We start from the raw sequence: 19759 nt of genomic DNA, 5'->3' as shown, positions 1-19759 counted from the left end.
GCTGCCATCTTTAAAGATTTTAGCGTCGTGGCACAATATGACGCTATCAGGATTTTGCATTGAATGAATATAGATTGAACAACTCAAAGCTCGTGAGATGTTTCAGTTGGAGCTTAAAAATGGTCACCGACAATCAGGGATTCGCAATCCGAAGCAATCCTGATAACAGTTTCGATAGTATTTGCCTTCATTGTTTTAGAACCGTAGCGACGTCGAGTAGTCTGTCGGACCTTCACGCGATTGAAAGGAATCATGAATGTGACAGGGACCTGACCACGGAGAACGATTTTTTCCCCTTACCTGACGAACAAGGCCGCAGGACATGACCCATTTCTCGAAGAATGGAGGCGCTAACTTCGGTTGCTGAGGGATGAGCTTTGCCAGTTAAGCGATCCGGTTAGCAATACGGCGGATCAGGAAGGCCGGCTTAGAGTTATTGCATGTCCAAAGTCGGGGGGGGCAAGCTCTGAGCTCCTTTAATTGCTCCAGCTCCTTGCAGTTTTCAATAAGGGTATCTATGGCCAACGCCGTCTCCTCAAGGAGGAGCGAGTGGGCCGCCCTAAGATGTTGCGATACTTGGATAAGATCTTCAGCTCTGGCACGATTGCCAGCTATATTTGCACGCTGGTTCCGGTGATTGCCATTTCGACCTGACCAGCGCGAATTCAGCCATGTGTCCAGATCGCGCGCGTTGGCAATGACGGCGCTTTTGTGGTGAATTCCATCAGGACGCCGCACCGGGAGGTCGAATTCCCGTTCCCAGCGTTGAACTGTGCGTACTCCTTTTCCAAGGTAGTTGGCAATATCCTTCCAGCAGCTCAGGACTGCTGGCTCGTTCCGCTGTGCCTCGTCGTTCATCTGACGCCTCTGACAGGCAGGCTAGCGTAAAAGGCTGCCTATTTTCACCTTTCTGTGCTATCGCACGAAGTCGACCTCACATCTTAGTCGGTAGTACAGGAGAGTATATGGCGAACCGCGATTTGGTCGCAATCGGCGCTTCCGCCGGTGGAATTGAGGCCTTGCAGCAAATTCTCAGCGCCCTTCCAAAGGACTTAGATGCCGCCGTGCTCATAGTGTTGCATACATCCAACCACGCGGCAAATCTTTTGCCACAGATCATGCAGAGGGCCAGCAAGTTACCAGTAGTTGACCCTTATGATCGCGACCGTATCGAGAAAGGCAAGGTATATATTGCCCCTCCCGATAACCACATCATCGTCGAGGGAAACTGGCTAAGAGTCCTCCAGGGCCCGCGCGAGAACTTCCATCGCCCAGCCATCGATCCGCTGTTCCGCTCCGCTGCGGCGTCTTATGGACGCAGGGTTATCGGAATCATTCTGTCAGGCTTGCTGGATGATGGGACAGCCGGACTCATGGTTGTCCGCGCACGGGGAGGGGAAGCCATCGTGCAGGACCCCGACAGCGCCATGTTCCCATCGATGCCCAGAAGCGCGCTGGAGCAGGTGCCGGATGCCCAGGTCCTGCCGCTTAAGAAAATTCCGAAGATGATTGTTCAACTGACGCAGGAAGAGATACCGGAAGAAGCCTTGGCCGGCGTATCGCCAAATGGCAAGGCAGAAAAGGAAACCAAAATTGCGGAGCTCGATATGTCGGAAATCGAGAACGACAACAAACTTGGACACCCCTCCGCCTTTGCCTGCCCGGATTGTGGCGGCGTCCTTTGGGAAATCGAAGAAAAGAGCTTTCTGCGCTTTCGGTGCCGGGTAGGGCACGCCTTTACCGCGCGTCATCTGGGAGCTGAACAGCGCCAGGCGGTGGAGACGGCTTTGTGGTCGGCACTGCGCGCATTGGAGGAAAGCGCCTCCCTGTACCGGCGCCTGGCCGATCGGGCGGACAATTCCGATCACAAGAGGGCATCGGAAAGATTCGAAGAGCGCGCTTCCAACACCTCAGAAAATGCCAAAGTGCTCAGAGACTTTTTGCTGCAGGTCAATCAAGGAGAAGAAGAACGGTTTGCCATGGAAGAGACCGGAACGGGATAGCTCTGCTGTTAAATCTGGATCAGCGCTAATCCTGATTCGGGATCGATCTTCTTTTCAAGATGTGCCGGACTTTCGGTCAGAATCAGTTCGCAGGTTGGGCGCACATGTGCTTCCAAAAGGTGTCCTCCATGAGCTGTTCCGTCCTTTCGCCCTACGACCAGATGGGCGTGTACCTGAGGCTCTCCATCTTTCAGGGCTATATCGCCGATCAGCGAAAGCAGCTCTATCTGCTCATTCAGAACGCTTGCCGGTTCATATTTTTTCGCTTCCCAGTTAAACCAGCCGAGTTTTGCGTGCGAAAGCGCTCCTATAGCCTTGAAGCTGCTTCCGCCTAAACCTTGCTCTTTCGCGAACTGCTTCAGCTCCGCTGCGATTTCGTCGCCCGTCTCAAAAATCAAAGCAAAGACTTTCGGCTTCTGTTCGACCTGCTTCCACCGCATATAAGTTCTTCTTCCGAATTCCAGGCTGCAATGACAAGTGTGTGCCTGCTTTTATTTCGATGCTTCACAACGATGTTGCGTTTGGCTTATGTCGGCTGATTCATCTCGCATCTTATAAAGAGAGGTTGAAGTTATCCGAAGAGATAGTGATGAAGATATTCCAAGTACTCGCTGTTGCGCTGATTGTTGGTGGCTGCGGGCTTCAGATACAAGCACAGGATGCGAAACAAATCGTTCAACAAGCCGCAAATACGGAACTGGCGGCAGACAAGAACGATCATACATGCTGGATATTTCATGAAGTGGACCGCAAGCCAAAGAACAGCGTTGTGCAGTGGGTGGCGCAAACGCACAAGGGAGAAATAACGCGCGTCCTCACCAGGAACAATCAGCAGATTTCCAAAGCGCAGCAGCAACAGGACATCAACAAATTCATTCATGATCCGAGTGCGCAGGCAAAACAACGCCAGGACGGCCAGAATGACGACAAGCAGGCATCATCAATGATGAAGCTGCTGCCGGTGGCGTTTATCTGGACGGTGACCAGCAAAAACGATAGCACAACAACTTTGCACTTCAAGCCAGACCCGCACTTTCAGCCTCCGAGCCGCCAGGCGCGCGTCTTCAGCGCAATGGAAGGAGACATGACGGTCAACAACGACCACCATCGAATACAGGAGCTGAAAGGCCATCTCATTCATAACGTGGATTTTGGTTATGGTCTTCTGGGCAGATTAAATCAGGGTGGGTCATTCGCCGTTGAGCGCCAGGATACTGGGCAAGGCGAGTGGCAGATCACCTCTACGCACGTTCACATCCAGGGGCATGCGCTTATCTTCAAATCCATCTCTGAGCAAGAGGACGATGTAAAAACATCCTTCTCCCGCGAACCAGACAATGTGACTTTGGAACAGGCGTCTTCAACGGTCATGAGCAAGTAGGGCTAGTCTCTCGATCTTCCTTCTTCCGTTTCGAAGCCAGGAACCATGCACTCGACAACAGCACGCCGGCGCCTAATGCAGCTGTCAGTGCCGGATAAGGCGCAGGCTCCTGTACGTAACCTGTCTCAATGTATTTTTTTCTGCGCGTTTCCAGCGGCTGGTGCATGGCCATCTGAATCACTCGGCCAGGTGCAGAGCATGTCGAGGCGTACCATGCATAATTTGCTCGCGGCAACTGAACCCATCGGTCAGGATTAGCGTGTCGCGATTGGCGTCACGCACGCGCGGCAACAGCACGCGCTCGCCGATCTTCATTGAAATGTCGTAGTGGCTCTCTTCGAAGCCGAACGATCCGGCCAGCCCGCAGCAGCCTGAATCTAGCAGTTCAGCATCGAGCCCCACGCGAGAGAGAACCTGCTGCTCGTTTTTCATGCCGAAAATCGCCTTCTGATGGCAATGGCCATGGAGCAGCGCTTTACGTTTGAGTGTGGGCGGAAGATAGTTCGACTTGTTAAGAAATTCAGCTAGCGTAACCACTTGCTGGCGAAGTCTTTGTGCGTCCTGATCCGCCGGAAAAAGGTTGGTCAGCTCGTCCCGAAAAACAGAGGCACAACTGGGCTCCATCACTACGATTGGGATGCCTTTTGTGAGATGGGGACGCAGCGCGTCTACTATTTCCCCCAGTTGATCTTTTGCGTGATCGAGAAATCCGTAGTCGAAAAGCGGACGACCGCAACAGAGATTGCGCCGCGGCACCTGGACACGCCAGCCTGCGGACTCCAGGACTTCCACAGCCGCTTTTGCGGTATGAGGAAAGAAGTGATTATTGAAGGTGTCGGCCCAGAGGATGACTGCGGGGCGCTCATCGTTCGCGTGGTCTACATGTTTCGATCTACGCTCGAACCAACTCTTGAATGTCTCGCGAGCGAAGGCAGGCATCTTGCGGTGCTGCGTAATGCCGCCTACCGCTTTGGCGAAGCCGGAAAGACCGGGAGTCTGCGTGATCAGGTTTGCCAGCTCGGGATACCGCGCCGCGATATTTGCCCAGCGATAAATCTGGCCCATGGCGTGAGCGCTTGCCGGACGCGGCTGGTCTTTGTAGTAGTGGTAGAGAAATTCAGCTTTGTATGTGGCGACATCCACACTTACCGGGCAATCGCCCTTGCAGCCTTTGCAGGAAAGACAAAGATCTTAAGCGCAAATATTCACTGTTCCTGATTAAACGCAAACTTATTTCGACTGCCGGCTGGAGTTTCAATGATGACTTGGAGAAGTCCGCCTTTCTTATCGCCGGTTTTGAGGCGGTTGGATCCGCAAGCGCTTTCAATCTCGTGCCTTTCATATTGCAGCAGTGGTCGTGGATGTCAGGACTTCTTTGCGGGCACTTTCTTGCCGGCCTTCCTCGCCTTGGACAATCCAATTGCTATGGCTTGCTTCTTGCTCTTTACTTTTTTGCTGCTGCGTCCGCTCTTAAGTGTCCCCTTTTTCCTGGCCTTCATTTCTCTTTCGACGCTTTTACCAACTGCTCGGGAGTACTTTCGGGATGGTTTCTTTTTCCCTGTGGATTTCTTCTTTGAGGTTTTCTTCGTTGCATAACATCCTTCTGCCAAAATGAGATGTTTAAGCGTTCCGGGTCAGTTGTACGGCATTGATGCCGATAAGATCCTACAGAAAACTAACAAGACGGCATCTTATTACCGGAACCGTCGGGTGTGGTGATATGTGACCGGATTGAGGACAAAGCTGGAAGTATCAATGCGAGGAATGCCATCGAACAGATTGCAGAGATTTCTGGCGGAACTTGGCCCCGGTCTTGTCACCGGGGCTGCGGATGATGACCCGTCAGGAATCTCTACGTACTCGGTTGCAGGTGCCTCTTTTGGATACGCGACACTGTGGACTGCGCTCCTTTCCTTTCCGCTGATGGCCGCGGTCCAGTTGATGTGTGCACGGCTGGGAATGGTAACAGGTCGTGGACTAGCCAGCGTAATTCGCAGCCGCTATCCCCGCTGGGTCTTATGGTTTGCCTGCTCGCTGGTCATTGTTGCGAACGTCTTCAATATAGGAGCCGATCTCGCCGGCATGGCAGATGCAATGCAAATGGTTAGCGGCATCCGTGCTTATCTCTGGACTCCCTTCTTTGCATGTCTCATCATGGGTCTCCTGTTCTGGACTTCTTACAGGCTCATGGCTCGGACTCTCAAGTGGCTTACGCTGGTACTGTTTGCTTATGTTGTGACCGCTTTTCTTGCGCGTCCTGATTGGATTGCAGTTATTCGATCCACATTCACTCCACATCTCGAATGGAACAAGGACTATATCTCTGTCCTGGTGGGAATCTTGGGAACTACTATTTCGCCTTACTTGTTTTTCTGGCAGGCAGCGCAGGAGGTCGAGGAGGACCGAGATCACGGGAAAATGACCGTGACGCAGCGGCGCGGCTCGACGAACAAAGAACTCAGGGTTGCAAAGAGAGATGTCATTACTGGAATGCTGCTCTCGAATCTGATTATGTACTTTCTCATCTTGACTACTGCGGCAACACTGCATGCGCATGGAAACAAGGGCATTGAGACAGCAAAACAAGCTGCTGCTGCATTGCGCCCTCTTGCTGGTGCGGGTGCATACTGGCTATTCACTCTGGGAATTATTGGAACAGGCATGCTTGCTGTGCCGGTCCTGGCAGGCTCTTCAGCCTATGCGATTGCTGAAGGAGCGCGGTGGAGATCGGCATCGCTCAATCTTGAGCCTGGGTTAGCGCGAAAGTTTTATGCGGTCATTGCAGCAGCCATACTGGTTGGGCTTGCATTTGATTATGCCAAGCTCAATGCGGTAAGAATGCTCTTCTTGTCTGCCGTTCTAAACGGTTTGTTGGCTCCTCCATTGATCATCATGGTCGTTTTACTGACTAGCGATCGCAAGGTCATGGGAAATCGGGTCAATTCCCCCGGATTACGTACATTAGGCTGGGCGTGCGTACTGATCATGAGTGCCGCCGCAATAGCGCTCCTAACATTTCTAGGATAGGAAAAATGTCGCGTCTGGCGCTTCGTGGTTACAAAATGACATAGGAGTTATGTCCGAGAAAAAGAATGCTACATGGCAGATGATCACAGGTCATAAGTAAGTATTCAATCGCCGCAGCGAGTGGACTATTCGTGATAGGCCATAGGGCGTATTTAAGTACTGGATCAATCCAACAATTATTTCGTAAAGATCCCATGCTTCTCGTCGTATTGATGTTCAGTTTTCTGCGCTTTTGTCGCTGCATCGTTAGCGATCCGACGGGCGGTGTTTTTACCAATTGGCTTCCGCATCTTATCTTTTGCGGTTGATAAATTTCTACCTTTTGCCATAATGTTATCTCCCTTTCATTGTGCACCGTTGCACTGTAAAGATCACTGAAGTCAAACGTTCAGAAGTTGATCGAACAATGCCCGGTATCTTTGTAATGCCAACCTCAGATCTTCGGTCGATGCATCATCTCCCCGATTCCATTGTTGCTCCAGGATAGATTTGGCATTGGTGAAGCTTTCAGTAAGATGTTCGACTATCTCAGCAACCAGCTTATCGGCCTCCTTAACTGCCCATCGGGGTTCGTCTACGAACGCGGTCTGAATGCCGGTCCAGCGCGTCCGTAGGCTTCCAGCATCTTCCTTAGAAAAGAGAAGGGTTGGAGAATTCGCATCCCGGATCACTTGGGTATCAGGCTCTGTTTGAGTAGTCACAGCGTTTTGACGATCGATGCGGGTTGCTGTAAGTCGATCCTCTGCCTCTCTCCCGGCGCTGTTCAATCCAGCCTGGCTGGAGCTTTGAACGGATCGATCACTCTGGTCACTCAATCCTTCATTGAAACTTGGCTGGGTCATTATGCCACCTCTCGCTTCATCTTTTCGGAGTTCGTTGCAAGTAGCTCATCGAACAATGTGCGGTAATGGATCATCGAGCTCCGGAGATCTTCAGTGGTGGCCTGGCCGTGTTGATGCAGGAGTGCCAGTTCATGGGCTGCGCGATAATCGGCCACAGCCTGCGGATAATACACTGAAATATCTGCTGCTCGCTGTTCGAAATCCGTCATTGGGTATCCGCAAGCCCGCATAAGTTGGGATAACAATCCATCGGCTTCGTCCACCGCGCACGCGGGGTCATCTACGAAGCGCGACTGGATGATGTGCCACTTACTTATAAATTGCTCGCGTTGATCCGCAGTAAGACTATGAAGAGAAAACTTGTTGACCCGCTGCTGCCGCGCCTCTAGAACGGACTCTGCGCGGTGGAAGCCATGTTCTTGTACAAGCCGGTCATATTCGGGTCCCAACTTCTGACGGAGAACCAGCCTTCTATGCCGCCTCCAAATGACCAACAAGGCAACAAGTAGGGCAACCGCGACTATTACGATAGCTGCGATTATTTTAGGATCCATGCTCCCTCCTGCCACTCTTATAGAGGATGCTGCCCATCCATAACCTGTTGTCCTCATTTCGCAGTTAGCAGTGAAATACTTCTTGAACTGATATGGCTGACTTAGGTCTTAATATGGACTGGGGCTCGGTCCTGATACTTGCCAGAGCGGATCCGTGGATCGCAGCAAAAGCTAAATCGCGAGGCATTGCGCTGAATTCGTCAGCTATGGAGAAGGCGAGAGCATTCTTCCGGCGTTAATCAGCGAGATATGGGAAAGAGCCTGAGGATAGTTCCCAAGGTATCTTCCCGTTTTCGGGTCGTATTCTTCGGAGAGAAGTCCTATATCGTTGCATAGTAGAAGAAGTTTTTCATAGAGATTCTCAGCTTCTTTTCTGCGGCCAGTCCCAGCGAGATTCTGGACAAGCCAGAAAGAACACGCCAGAAAAGCGCCTTCTTCGTCATGTTTTGATTCCGCTAAATAGCGGTAAACCAACCCGTTCTTCACGAGATGCTTCTGAATAGCCTGCCGCGTGCCGTGAACTCTTTCATCGCTAAAAGGAAGAAAGCCGAAGGTTGGAATGAGCAGCGCGGATGCGTCGAGTTTGCCTGATCCATACGACTGCACAAAGCTTCCCAGGCGTTTATTGAATCCTCGCCTGCATATCTGCCGATGGAGCTGATCTCTTTTGCGTCTCCACGCGGCTAAATTCCCGCTGATTTCACCGTTCTCAATCCCCTTAATTCCGCGGTCGAGCGCGAGCCATGCCATGACTTTTGAATAGACGAAGAGGTCCTGCTGATCGCGTCGTTCCCACATTCCATAAGCCGGCTTATGAGCAATTGATGCCACATAAGTTGTCATCTCTTCCCGAAAACCGCGAAAACGCTTATCAAGACGCACATTTGCACGTTTCATATTGGCAAGCGCGTCTGCAACTTCTCCGTACACATCGAGTTGTGTCTGTTGGGAAGCACTATTACCGATACGCACCGGTGTCGAGTTTCTGTAGCCTTTTAGCCATGGCAATTCACACTCGGGAAGATGTCTTTCTCCCCGCATGCCATACATAATCTGAATGTCGCGCACATCAGGGCCCACAGATTGAAGCAACCACTTCTGCCATGCTTTGGCTTCATCGTGATATCCGGCTGAGACGAGCGATTCCAGTGTGAATGCGGCGTCGCGAAGCCAGCAATAACGGTAGTCCCAGTTGCGATCGCCGCCCAGCAGTTCCGGAAGGGACATGGTCGGGGCTGCTACGATGCCTCCGCTGGGACGATAGGTGAGTGCTTTCAAGGTAATTAGCGAGCGCTCGATGGCATCCATCCAAGGCCCCCGATAGGTGTTTATTTGGCACCACTTGAGCCAGAAGGCCTCAGTTTGAGCGAGTGCTTTTGCCACATTGACACGGCGTGGAGCAGGTTCTTCGGCACCCACGTGTGTCAGCACGAATGACCTCTGTTGTCCCTCGTTTAGAGTGAAGTCGGCAAAGACTGTGGAATCTTCATTTCGCAAAGACTCCTGTGTGCGGAGGTAGAGGACACTCGTTCCCCCAGCCGCAGCCCAGTTATTTCCTTCTCGCGGGCCAGTCCACGGAATAGTGCGGCCGTAGTCGAAGCGGACACTCAGTTCCATTTGTACGGAGACGCGTCCATGCAGACAACGGGCGATTCGTACCACATCCGAGTGGCGTTCCCGAATGGGCATGAAGTCTGTCAGCAACAACACTCCGGAAGCAGTTTCGAAACGCGTTTCCAGAATCAAAGTATGATCACGGTATTTCCGCGTAGCCTTACGGGGCCGTTCTCGCGGCGCAATCAGCCATCTTCCATTGGCATGGGTTCCAATAAGGGCCGCGAAACATGCAGGAGAAGAAAAATCCGGCCAGCACAGCCAATCTATGGATCCATTTCTGCCGACTAATGCCGCTGTCTCGCAATCGCCGATAAGAGCGTAATCCTCAATCTTCAGAGCCACTTGCCTCTTCCTCGATCTGGTTTCACCTCAATGGAGATTTAGATGCTGATCCTGCACCGGTCAGGCATCTTCAGGAGGCGGTTTTGGAGTCCGACTAAATGAGGGAAAAATGAATAGATCTATGACTGTTGTTGTGACCGGCGCCTCTGCCGGGTTGGGACGCGCGATTGCCCATGTCTTTGCCAAAGAAGGCGCTAGAGTTGGCCTGATCTCCCGCGACCAGTCGGCACTGGAAGCAACTGCCGCGGAGGTGGAAGAGCTTGGAGGAAAAGCAGCGGTCTATGCGGCAGATGTAAGCGACGATGCGGCGGTAGAATCCGCTGCCGCATCGTTCGAGGAACATCTTGGCCCCATCGATGTATGGGTCAACAACGCCATTACCTCGGTCTTTTCACCTATTAAAGAGATGGAGGCGAGTGAATTTCGCCGCGTTTCAGAGGTCAATTATCTGGGCTATGTGCATGGCACGCTTTCAGCCCTGCATCGCATGCTCCCTCGCGACAGCGGACGAATTATTCAGGTAGGCTCGGCGCTTGCGGTCCGCAGTATTCCATTGCAGTCTGCCTATTGCGCAACCAAGCACGCCATTGTTGGTTTCACTGATTCTCTGCGCTGCGAGTTGTATCACGACAAGAGCAGTGTAAAAGTGGTCGTCGTTCACATGCCTGCAATGAACACGCCGCAGTTCACATGGGTCAAGAGCCGTCTTCCGCGCATGCCGCAGCCGGTCCCTCCCATCTATGAACCAGAAGTGGGCGCGCGGATGGTGCTTCATGCGGCGCTGACAGATTCTCCCCGGCGTGAGTACTGGGTGGGAGGATCGACGGTGAAGGCCATTCTCGGGCAAAAAGTCATTCCTGGGCTGCTGGATAAATTTCTAGGCAAGACCGGATATAAATCGCAGCAGCGCAAGATTCAAGACCCGCCGGATCGTCCTTATAATTTATGGCGGCCCGTGGCCAGCGAGTTTGGCGCGCACGGTCCATTCGACAAACGATCGCGACCTTTCAGTCTGGAAGCAAACGTGAGCCGGCATCCGGGATGGCTAGCCCTCGGCGTCGGCCTCATCGGGGCCGCGCTCTTTGCGCGGAAAATAATCTCTTCCTAAGCGATGCGTGGATTCCCTTTGAAGTGGGTATAGGGCGGACTGAGATCGTAGCGGATTGCTGGTTCTTTCAGATCACGGCGATTGGAAAAGAAAATGTCATCGCCATGCTTGATCAGGTAATCGGCGGTTCGCGCGGCAAGCGCCTGAATTGTTAATCCCGGATTGGCCGATCCCTGCGCAGGAAAAATGCTGCCATCGCAGATGAAGAGGTTGGGAATGTCATGCGTCCTGCCGAACTTGTCTACGACTGAGGTTGACGGATCATTGCCCATTCGGGCAGCGCCGACGAGGTGCGCATAGCGCGATTCCTGCACAACCTGCGTAGCGCCTGCGGCCCGCATCACTTCCATCACTTTATTTTTCCCGAATTCGATCAGCTTCTTATCATTGTCATGAAGATTGAACGTGACTTTTGCCACAGGCAAACCGTACTGGTCTTTTTCGGCAGCCAATTCGACGCGATTGTCTTCCCAGGGCAAAATCTCCCCCAGCACGCCAAGCGTTGCCCAATGGTTGTAATCCATCATGACGCGGCGCAGACCCCATCCCCATGCGTTCATGGCTGAAATCATCTGCTTGGCAAAAGCCACCGGCAGAGGCCCCACTGTCTGAATGGCAAAGCCGCGGGCGAAATCGCGGCGTTTGTCTGTTTCGTAAAATTCTTCTGTCAACGCGTGGGCCGGCGGCGCTTTGTAGAGACGAATCAGCTCATCGAATCGGCCCGCCACAACATTGCCCGCCTGCGCCATCAGATATTTGCCGAGAGTTCCGCTGGAGTTGGCCATTCCGTAACGATGGCCGGGACATGCGGAATTCAACAAAAGGCGCGGCGTCTCGATAGCATAACCGGAAACGATGACTGCCCGCGCCCTCTGGAAGTGCTCTTTCTCTTCGCTGTCGAAATATACGACTCCATCCACGCGGCCATCATTACGCAGACTGACGCGCGCCGCCATTGAATGCGCGCGAATCTCCGCTCCATGAGAAATGGCGTCGGGAACATGCGTGATGAGCGTGCTCGCCTTCGCTCCCACCTTGCAGCCTTGAATACAGAAGCCACGATAGATGCAGTGTGGCCGGTCACCGTGCGATGCGGACAGAATGGCTACGGGACCGCCCGCAACTGTGCGAATGCCAAGTTTTGCGCATCCGCGAACCAGCACGTCGCCCACGCCGCCAAGCGGATGAGGACCGTACGGATGCCCATGCGGATCGCCCCACGGAAACCATGCAGGGCCGGCTACTGGAATTTCTCTCTCCAGCAATTCGTAATAGGGCTTTAGGTCCCAGTAGGAAATAGGCCAGTCTGCACCGACGCCGTCTTCGGTATATACGCGGAAATCCGAAGGATGGAAACGAGGCGTAAACGCTGCCCAGTGTACCGATCCTCCGCCTACGCCCTTGCCGCTGTTATTCGCGCCGAGCGTGAGCGGATCTTTGCCGCCGGTAATGCGCAAGTCGTTCCAGTAAAGTTCATGCGAACCTTTCTCATCGCTGACCCAGTCTTTTTCCGTATCCCAGAAAGGTCCCGCCTCTAAACCAACAACGCGAAATCCCGCCCGGGCAAGCCGCTGGACAAGCACGCCTCCAGCCGAACCCACCCCGACGATGCAGTAATCAACCGTTTCGTGGTCAGAGAACTTCCGCATGGGCATCGATATGGTTTGCATCGGTCCCAGGCGGTGTTTGGCTGAATCGTTGTCGTCGTCGAAAAATTTCATCTAAATATGTCTTGGCCACTCGCAGTAATTGCCTTCAAAGCTCTGAAACGGAATCGACTGGAGGAATCCATTCATAGCGTTCTTCTTCTGTCTCCCATGGTTCAGGCAAGCCATTTTCAAGGCGCATGTATCCACGCGGATATGCCGGGCCTCCGAACCCGACCTCGTCCCAGGCCCAGGGATGCGAATAGTACGCGGTAACGCAGTCTTCCATGAACAGCGCCCAAAGGCGTTTGACCGGCATCTGCTGCCAGATGGTATTGGGTGGATCAGGCGAGCCGTCGCGCAACGATTTCAAAATAAGTTCCTGGCGATGAATGCTCAGATCAATGAATGGCAATTGAAAGCGCTCCCGCGACATCCCATCGATTGCCTCAAGAGCCAGCCGATACGCTTCCTGGTCGGGAGGCATGTCTTCGTAGCGAAAGCCATTCAGCGAATTCTTATAAAGCCGTTCATCAATAACTGGGAGGATCGGAATCTTCCGGTCTGCAGCCCGATCATCCTGTGGAACTACTCGGTCAATGATGGCTTCCAGCAATTCGGCCTCTTCGGGTGAAAAAAAGCGGACAGGCGGCGTTTGGTCGACCCGCTTTTTGACGATGTTTCGAGTCGTCGCGTCCCAGTTATTTTGCTGCTTCATCGTGCTGAATCGGGGATAGTAGCCAGGTTGGGGCAGGTCGCGAATCTCACTGCCGCTCGGGCGAAGAGGATAGGAATGCTTCTTCATCCTTTTTTCTCCCGTCGAAGCAGGCTGGCCATCAGCCCTAAAAAGCCGCAGGCTGCAAAGAGCAATGGCGCAAAGATCGGCGGCCCATAGAGCATGTTATACAGCGGCTTTTTCATGCCGCCCGGTCTGCGAACAATTCCGCGCGCATGGTAATAAAAGCCAACTGCGCCATCGGCCAGAGCCAGCGTTGAAACAGCAGGAAGAAGAGTATTCGCGATGCGACGGCTTTTGATTGCTCCCGCAGCGGCGGCCATCAGCACAGGCGTAAGCAGGACCGGGGTCCATTGCGCCTTATAACGAAAGTTAGTTTTGTAGTGTGAGTAAAGAGCTTCAAATCCACTGAAAAATGCCCACAAAATCGTAATTGTGGAGAGATGCTTCTGAAATCTGCCGTGACGCAGATCTTCACGCCAGCCTGATTTTGACAGCATGACTATATCACTGGGCATCACTCTGCCGAGGTCTTCTTCGCGGCGGAGATAGGATGCCATTAAGCCGAGATATGCGCTTGTGCCGAAGAGCAATGGCGCAAAGATAGGCGGCCCCATCACGATATTCGTAACCGGCAACTTCCAGCCACCCGGCTTGCGCGCGACGCCACGCACGTGAAAGAAGAATCCGATGATTCCATCGGCCAGTGTCAGCACACTGACCGCGCGAAGCACGACGCGGGCACCCGGGCGGCTCATAACTCCCAACAGGCCCGATCCCACAAGGGCTGCGCTAAGTCCAACCGGGGTATACATAACCGGATTGCTGTAGCTTCCCTTGTAGTGTTCGTATCCCACTTCAAGACCACTCGCCACACTTGTAACGGCGACAACAAAGCAAAGGCTGCGCTGGAAACATCCGTGCCTGATGTGTTCAAGGGCACTAATGACCGCCGAGTCGAGCGGTTGCGGTAAAGAGTATTTCGCTGCCCGTTCCAGTTCTGTTGTCAGAACGAAGCTCACGCTGCTTCTCCTTCGCCCCATGCCAGATACCGTTCCGCATCCTTCCGTTTAAATGTCAGGCCCAGTCCCAGGCTAGAAAAGTCCGGCTGCAACTTGCCATTTCTCGCTTCGATGAATCCATCGAACAACATCTTTTCGATACGCACGTGATCGTGAAAATACTCAACGTGCCGAAAATTAGACACAGCGGAACCGATGTGCGCATGAAGCGTTGGCGCGCAGTGGGCCGAAACCGGACAGCCAAAGCTAGCTGCTACCGCCGCGCCTTCCAGGAATCCTGTGAAGCCCTTGCACCGGGTCGCATCGAGCTGCAATACATCGACGGCTTTGGCTTCAAGCATTTGCCTAAAATAGAGCGAATCATAGCCATACTCGCCTGCGGCAATCTCCATTTCTGGTCGAACAGCGTCGCGCACTCGGCGCATGTCAGCAAGGCGGTCGGAACTCACAGGCTCCTCGAACCAGCTCACGCCGTTTTCGCTGAAACGATCTGCCATTGCAATGGCTCGCTTTGCGTTGAAAGCGCCATTAGCGTCCACGAACAAAGCAACATCAGGACCGATGGTTTTGCGGGCCACGGATACACGCTCAGGATCGGACTCCGGATGGGAGCCGATTTTCATCTTGACGCTGCGGATTCCGCTTTTCACCCAGCCTTCTAACTGCTTCGCAAGTTTTGCATTCGAGTATGAAGTAAAACCACCGCTTCCATAAGCTGCGACAGATGACTGTGATGCTCCGAGAAGGACCGTTACTGCACACCCGAGTAGTCTCGCCTTCAGGTCCCATAGAGCAATATCCAGCGCCGAGATCGCCATGGATGCTATTCCACGGCTACCGTTATTTCGCACCTGCCGCAGCATCGCGAGATAAAGGCGCGACGTATCGAGCGCCGGTTGACCTGTCAGGCATTTCTTGCCCAGATGTTCGGCAACCACAGCGATGGCCTTGCTGCCGTATGTATATCCGCGGCCCACTTGATCGCCGGCGCGAATCTCGGCCAGAACCAGCGTGGTTGAGTCCCAACTTAAAGTACCGTCAGCTTCCGGAGCATCGGTAGGAATGGTGTAAGCCGATACCGCGATTTCATCGATACATGGCTGTGACAGCCCCATCAGCAGGAGAATTTCCTTTCAGTAAAAAGCGGCAATTAAACCAGCTCGCGCACTTTATCGTGAGCATTCGTGAGGACGATCTTCATCCGGTTTGGCTCGCCACGCGCCAGCGCTTCAGCAAGTTTCAGCGCCTGTGAAGCCTTGACCTTCGCGGGCATGGGTGGCGTGAACTGGTCTACGACTGCTTCTATCAACACGGGCTCGTTCCGCTTGATGACGCCGTCGAGCTGCGTTCCGCAAGCGGTCGGATCATCAATCTGAATAGCGTCGATGCCCGCGCCGCGCGCAATCGTGACGAAATCAGCAGGCTGGAGATCGCACGCATATTCCGGATTGCCCAGAAATACCATCTGCTCCCACTTGATTTGTCCAAGCGTATTGTTCTTGATCACGATGATCTTGATATTGAGCTTGTACGCTGCGACCGTAATCAGTTCGCCGAGCAGCATACTGAGTCCGCCATCACCGATGATGCAGTACACCGGACGATCCGGATAAGCGACGGCGGCTGCAATGGCATAAGGCAGACCGCAGGCCATTGTCGCTAGATTGCCTGAGCAGCTATGCTTCTGTCCTCGCAGCGCCGGAACATAGCGCGCCCACCAGGTGGTAATCGTCCCTGAATCGGAAGTAACGATTGCATTGGAGGGGATCCGCTTTCCCAATTCCCAGCCGAGCACCTGCGGCTTCATCGGCTTGTCGTCGCGTGTCCCTCGCTCCTCCATAAGTTTCTGCCATTCTGCTTTTGCTTCCTGGGCTTTCTTCAAGAATGCTTTATCATGTTTCTTCAACATGGGAATCAAAGCGCGTAAGCATGTTTTCGTATCGCCGACCAGCGCCACATCCGCAGGATGACGAAGACTGACGCGCTGCGGATCCAGTTCAATCTGGACGCACTTGATTGATCCCGGTTCAGGAAGAAATTCGATATAGGGGAATGAAGACCCAACGATGAAAAGGGTGTCACATCCTTTAATTGCATCCTGAGACGGCTCTGTTCCGAGCAGGCCAATGCCTCCAGTCGTGTATGGGCTGTTATCCGGCACAGCGGCTTTGCCCAGAAGTGCCTTTACCACTGGCGCGCCGAGTATCTCCGCCGCATCTTCCAGTTCCTGTGTTGCGTGAAGCGCTCCTTGCCCTGCGAGAATAGCAATCTTTTTCCCACGATTGAGAATGTCAGCAGCGTGTTCCAGTTCAACTCTGGCCGGCAGTTGCTCGAAGTAAGCAGGCACCGCTGAAGTGTGATGAGCAGGATTGCGAGAAGAGCGGCCCTTTTTCATCTCCTGGATCTGTACATCGACCGGAATCGTAATATGCGCGACGCCGCGTTTGGTCAACGCTGTACGAATGGCGAGATCGGCGACGCTTTCCATGTGAGCGCCGCTCATCACGCGCTCGTTGTATACAGCCACGTCCATGAAAAGCTTGTCGAGTGCGACATCCTGCTGGGTAAGAGTTCCAATCAGGTCGCTATGCTGCAATCCGGTAATTGCGAGCACTGGAGAGCCATCCATTTTGGCGTCATACAGCCCGTTTAGGAGATGAATCCCCCCTGGCCCCGACGTAGCAATGCAGACACCGAGCCTTCCCGTAAACTTCGCGTAGGCGCACGCCATGAAGGCAGCCGCCTCTTCATGGCGAACATGAATGAAGCGAATGCGATCTTTCTGCTTTCGGAGGGCCTCAAAAACCCCATTGATGCCATCGCCCGGCAAACCAAAGATCGTATCGACTCCCCATTCCATCAACCTTTCAACGAGTACATCAGAAGCATCCATCACGCCCTCCACACAGGAATCGATTGCAAGCACAAGACAGTCAGTAGGACGCTCAGTAGCTTCGACGAGTTTTCCCGGCGACAAAAACGACATGGCAGCAGGGGGATATGTCAAATCATGCATTCACGCTTGCGCATAATAATGTTCAAAGGTCCTGCTCTTCGGCTAAGAGGGTAAGACTGTGACCGAGACAAGAAGCAGCCGACCTGGCACGACAAAGCCTCTTTTGTCCCTTAGTCGAATCAGCACGACTTCGCCAAAGTTCGTGTTGCCATGCAAAATCATTCGCTTGTCAAAGTCTGATTTGGCTGCTGCTTAGTAGCGGGTGTAGTGGACGATAGCCGAAAGTTTTTCTCGCAGGATGTAATACTCGTTCACTGGCCTGTCGTCCTGGAGGATAGGAGCGTTTGGGGCCTGTGCGATCATCTGATCAATAGGAAATTCAGTATCCAGGACGGCAGCGAATTGCTGCTCAGGGCTCGATTCAGGGGCCCATTCCATCATGTCCGCCATTGCTTTTGCAGGCATATGCGCAACAAGTTGCTGTGGAGTCCAGTCAGGAAGGGGCCGGTTGCTGGCGAGAAAGTGGTTGCCAAAATGCTCCAGGGAGCCGAAGACGCGTACATATAAGAAGGATCCCCTGAGCGCCTGCGCCACGGCAGAATGATCCGTTGCATCACTTGCGGGCAACCATGTTTGCAGAATCCCATCAGGAGGCAGGCGAAGCTTGATAGTGGAATAAAATTCTTTGGAATACAGCAGACTCGATCCAGCGGCTGCAACCGGGGGTGGAGGATCGATCGTGATCACATCGTATTGCTGCGTTGTCCGCTCAAGATAACGGCGGCCATCATCGATGACAATATGCGCCATAGAAGAGTGCAGAAGCGCCGGCCCATCGGGATGATAGTAACCAAACAGCTTCGGTACACTGGGAACAAGTTCAACCGCCGTGGCAGGGACGCCCCAGGAGAGCACTGAGCGGAAAGTTGTTCCCATTCCAAAGCAAATAATCAGCGCGTTATGAGGAGACCGAGGCAGAATGCCAATGGCAGGTGTGCCATCATCTTGGTAATTGGAGTCAGATATGTGATTCCTACCCCGTTTACTAGCAGTTGCCTTTGCGCGCCCTCCCCTGTGGCGATGACGGTAGCGGTGCTATCGCGCAGGATCTTATGGGTCGCGAATTTCTCGGCATAGTCTTTGCTCGTTAACATGACGACCAATCCCGCCGCCAGAGCTGCCAAGGCAACCGTTTCTTGTGGACCCAGTCGCCGTCGAGGACCTGCATCTTTCGACAGCCACTGCGGAAAGAGGCTGAGCAGGAACCATGGCATAGCGAGCGCTGCCAACCCCCAGCGCTCACCGATCCAGGGTAGAAGGAAAAAGCCGGACAACAACGGTCCAAGAATACAGCCAACAACATTGATGGCGTATGCGCGTCCCGCGCGGTCGGGGTCTCCATCCGACCATCGGTCCACCAGCATCGGAGTCACAAACCCAAGAATGCCGCTAAACGGCATCAGGCCGAAAACCACGCGTAAACTGCCATGTAAAGATAGTCCGGCTCTTGCTGTGATCACCGGCAACAGGGCTGATAATCCAAGCAAGGACCAAATCAGGACCGGCACAGTGCGACTGTCGCGGCTCCATCGACGGTAGAGCGCTGATCCCAAAAAGGTCGCCAGTAGGTAAGTACAGAGAATTGCAGCGAAAGCGTAAACCATCGTCCCCAGGTAAGGAGTGAAAAGCCGGATCCATGCCACTTCCATTCCCATGCTGGTGAGTCCAGTGGCAAAAAGCAAAATCAGAGTTTTTCGATTATGGGAGTCACTGTGCCCGGCAATCGGCGTACTTTGGGCGTCTGCGGCTCTCTGCTCCAAGGCCTTTCTGGTCAGTGATAGTGTGAACGCTGATACAGCGAGCAGAAAGTTGAGTGCCGCCGCGATCTTGAGGGTTGTATGAAATCCATACAGCTCGATGAACAACAGCGGAACGACAGATCCGGCAACCGCTCCCAGGACATTTGCCAGATACAGATAGCTGAAAGAACGCGGCGCGTCAATCCTCTGAACGCGGCAGATGCTTAACATGGCTACCGGGATTGTTGCGCCCATGCACGCACACCAAGGCGCCAGCGACAGTGCCACCCATATGCCGGAAGCGAGATAGTAGGAAAACGAAGAAGAAAGGCCCCATTGCTCAAAGAGAGTCCGCCCCACGGACAACTCATGAGGAACCAGCAGGGCAGAGACGCCAATAAAGAACTCCATTGCCGCATATAGCCACAGGGCCGAGATACTTAGCCGGCCTCCATATTTTCTGATGAGACGACCGCTTAGCCACGAACCCAGGCCAAGCCCCGCCATAAACGTTGAAAGGACAATTGATACCAAGGCTGTTGTAACGCCGAACTGCGCCATGGACAGGCGCAGCCGGATCAATTCATAGAGAATGCTGCAAAAACCTGAGACAAGAAAAAACGCGAATACCCACCGCATGAAAATGGATAGTCGTTGCATCGATCCTTAAGTCCAGAGTGAACTGTTATGCCAGCTAAGCCTGGACGCAATTATCCTCCGGAGAAA

Annotated in this window: 19 protein-coding genes; 4 read left to right on the top strand and 15 right to left on the bottom strand. The window is 53.4% G+C overall.

Annotated elements, in window-relative coordinates; translation table 11 throughout:
- Positions 1–384 precede the first annotated feature (384 nt).
- Entirely contained in the window at positions 385–858 is a 474-nt protein-coding gene (locus VEV40_RS11295) for a hypothetical protein (protein ID WP_324832394.1), read from the bottom strand.
- Positions 859–965: 107 nt separating this feature from the next.
- Between VEV40_RS11295 and VEV40_RS11290 the strand changes: the two genes are divergently transcribed.
- Positions 966–2003 carry a chemotaxis protein CheB gene (locus VEV40_RS11290; RefSeq protein WP_324832392.1) on the top strand — a complete coding sequence of 346 codons (1038 nt, stop codon included), beginning with the start codon at positions 966–968 and terminating at the stop codon, positions 2001–2003.
- 8 nt (positions 2004–2011) lie between these two features.
- Here VEV40_RS11290 and VEV40_RS11285 read toward each other — a convergent pair whose 3' ends face one another.
- Positions 2012–2443: a PPC domain-containing DNA-binding protein gene (locus tag VEV40_RS11285; RefSeq protein WP_324832390.1), complete on the bottom strand. Its 432-nt coding sequence runs from the start codon at positions 2441–2443 to the stop codon at positions 2012–2014.
- Positions 2444–2592: 149 nt separating this feature from the next.
- Here VEV40_RS11285 and VEV40_RS11280 point away from each other — a divergent pair, with 149 nt between their 5' ends.
- Positions 2593–3384: a hypothetical protein gene (locus tag VEV40_RS11280; protein WP_324832388.1), complete on the top strand. Its 792-nt coding sequence runs from the start codon at positions 2593–2595 to the stop codon at positions 3382–3384.
- 177 nt (positions 3385–3561) lie between these two features.
- Here the strand turns inward: VEV40_RS11280 and VEV40_RS11275 are convergent, their stop codons facing one another.
- On the bottom strand, positions 3562–4527 hold the full coding sequence (locus VEV40_RS11275) for a (Fe-S)-binding protein (RefSeq protein WP_324832387.1): 966 nt from the start codon (positions 4525–4527) through the stop codon (positions 3562–3564).
- 221 nt (positions 4528–4748) lie between these two features.
- The gene (locus tag VEV40_RS11270; protein ID WP_324832435.1) at positions 4749–4883 is read right to left on the bottom strand and encodes a DUF6496 domain-containing protein; all 135 of its coding nucleotides are present in this window, start codon (positions 4881–4883) and stop codon (positions 4749–4751) included.
- Positions 4884–5148: 265 nt separating this feature from the next.
- On the opposite strand from VEV40_RS11270, the gene VEV40_RS11265 reads away from it, so the two are divergent.
- Entirely contained in the window at positions 5149–6411 is a 1263-nt protein-coding gene (locus tag VEV40_RS11265; protein WP_324832385.1) for an Nramp family divalent metal transporter, read from the top strand.
- Positions 6412–6587: 176 nt separating this feature from the next.
- On the opposite strand, the gene VEV40_RS11260 is transcribed toward VEV40_RS11265, so the two are convergent.
- From VEV40_RS11260 to VEV40_RS11245, 4 genes are all read right to left on the bottom strand, one after another.
- Positions 6588–6740: a hypothetical protein gene (locus VEV40_RS11260; protein ID WP_324832383.1), complete on the bottom strand. Its 153-nt coding sequence runs from the start codon at positions 6738–6740 to the stop codon at positions 6588–6590.
- 51 nt (positions 6741–6791) lie between these two features.
- On the bottom strand, positions 6792–7253 hold the full coding sequence (locus tag VEV40_RS11255) for a hypothetical protein (protein WP_324832381.1): 462 nt from the start codon (positions 7251–7253) through the stop codon (positions 6792–6794).
- Positions 7253–7807: a hypothetical protein gene (locus VEV40_RS11250; RefSeq protein ID WP_324832379.1), complete on the bottom strand. Its 555-nt coding sequence runs from the start codon at positions 7805–7807 to the stop codon at positions 7253–7255. Before VEV40_RS11250 ends, VEV40_RS11255 begins: the two co-directional genes overlap by 1 nt.
- Before the next feature lie 204 nt (positions 7808–8011).
- Positions 8012–9766: a glycoside hydrolase family 15 protein gene (locus tag VEV40_RS11245; protein WP_324832378.1), complete on the bottom strand. Its 1755-nt coding sequence runs from the start codon at positions 9764–9766 to the stop codon at positions 8012–8014.
- A gap of 109 nt (positions 9767–9875) precedes the next feature.
- On the opposite strand from VEV40_RS11245, the gene VEV40_RS11240 reads away from it, so the two are divergent.
- The gene (locus VEV40_RS11240) at positions 9876–10874 is read left to right on the top strand and encodes an SDR family oxidoreductase (RefSeq protein ID WP_324832377.1); all 999 of its coding nucleotides are present in this window, start codon (positions 9876–9878) and stop codon (positions 10872–10874) included.
- On the opposite strand, the gene VEV40_RS11235 is transcribed toward VEV40_RS11240, so the two are convergent.
- The 7 genes from VEV40_RS11235 to VEV40_RS11205 all read right to left on the bottom strand — a co-directional run bounded on the left by VEV40_RS11235 (position 10871) and on the right by VEV40_RS11205 (position 19693).
- On the bottom strand, positions 10871–12595 hold the full coding sequence (locus VEV40_RS11235) for a GMC family oxidoreductase (RefSeq protein WP_324832375.1): 1725 nt from the start codon (positions 12593–12595) through the stop codon (positions 10871–10873). The two genes, VEV40_RS11240 and VEV40_RS11235, sit on opposite strands and share 4 nt — an antisense overlap.
- Before the next feature lie 34 nt (positions 12596–12629).
- Positions 12630–13325, bottom strand: a complete 696-nt coding sequence (locus tag VEV40_RS11230; protein ID WP_324832373.1) for a gluconate 2-dehydrogenase subunit 3 family protein — start codon at positions 13323–13325, stop codon at positions 12630–12632.
- Positions 13322–14278, bottom strand: a complete 957-nt coding sequence (locus tag VEV40_RS11225) for a hypothetical protein (protein WP_324832372.1) — start codon at positions 14276–14278, stop codon at positions 13322–13324. Before VEV40_RS11225 ends, VEV40_RS11230 begins: the two co-directional genes overlap by 4 nt.
- A complete protein-coding gene (locus tag VEV40_RS11220; protein WP_324832371.1) occupies positions 14275–15393 on the bottom strand; it encodes an enolase C-terminal domain-like protein in 1119 nt (372 codons plus the stop codon). Before VEV40_RS11220 ends, VEV40_RS11225 begins: the two co-directional genes overlap by 4 nt.
- Before the next feature lie 35 nt (positions 15394–15428).
- Entirely contained in the window at positions 15429–17294 is a 1866-nt protein-coding gene (locus VEV40_RS11215; RefSeq protein ID WP_324832369.1) for a thiamine pyrophosphate-dependent enzyme, read from the bottom strand.
- Between the two features lie 192 nt (positions 17295–17486).
- A complete protein-coding gene (locus tag VEV40_RS11210) occupies positions 17487–18170 on the bottom strand; it encodes a hypothetical protein (RefSeq protein WP_324832367.1) in 684 nt (227 codons plus the stop codon).
- Between the two features lie 14 nt (positions 18171–18184).
- Positions 18185–19693, bottom strand: a complete 1509-nt coding sequence (locus VEV40_RS11205) for a hypothetical protein (protein WP_324832365.1) — start codon at positions 19691–19693, stop codon at positions 18185–18187.
- Between the last annotated feature and the right edge of the window lie 66 nt (positions 19694–19759).

It is taken from the genome of Alloacidobacterium sp. (genome assembly GCF_035631355.1).
Taxonomy (GTDB): Bacteria; Acidobacteriota; Terriglobia; order Terriglobales; family Acidobacteriaceae; genus Alloacidobacterium.
The sequence above is the reverse complement of the archived record's forward strand: the minus strand, read 5'-3'. Positions and strand labels throughout refer to the sequence as shown.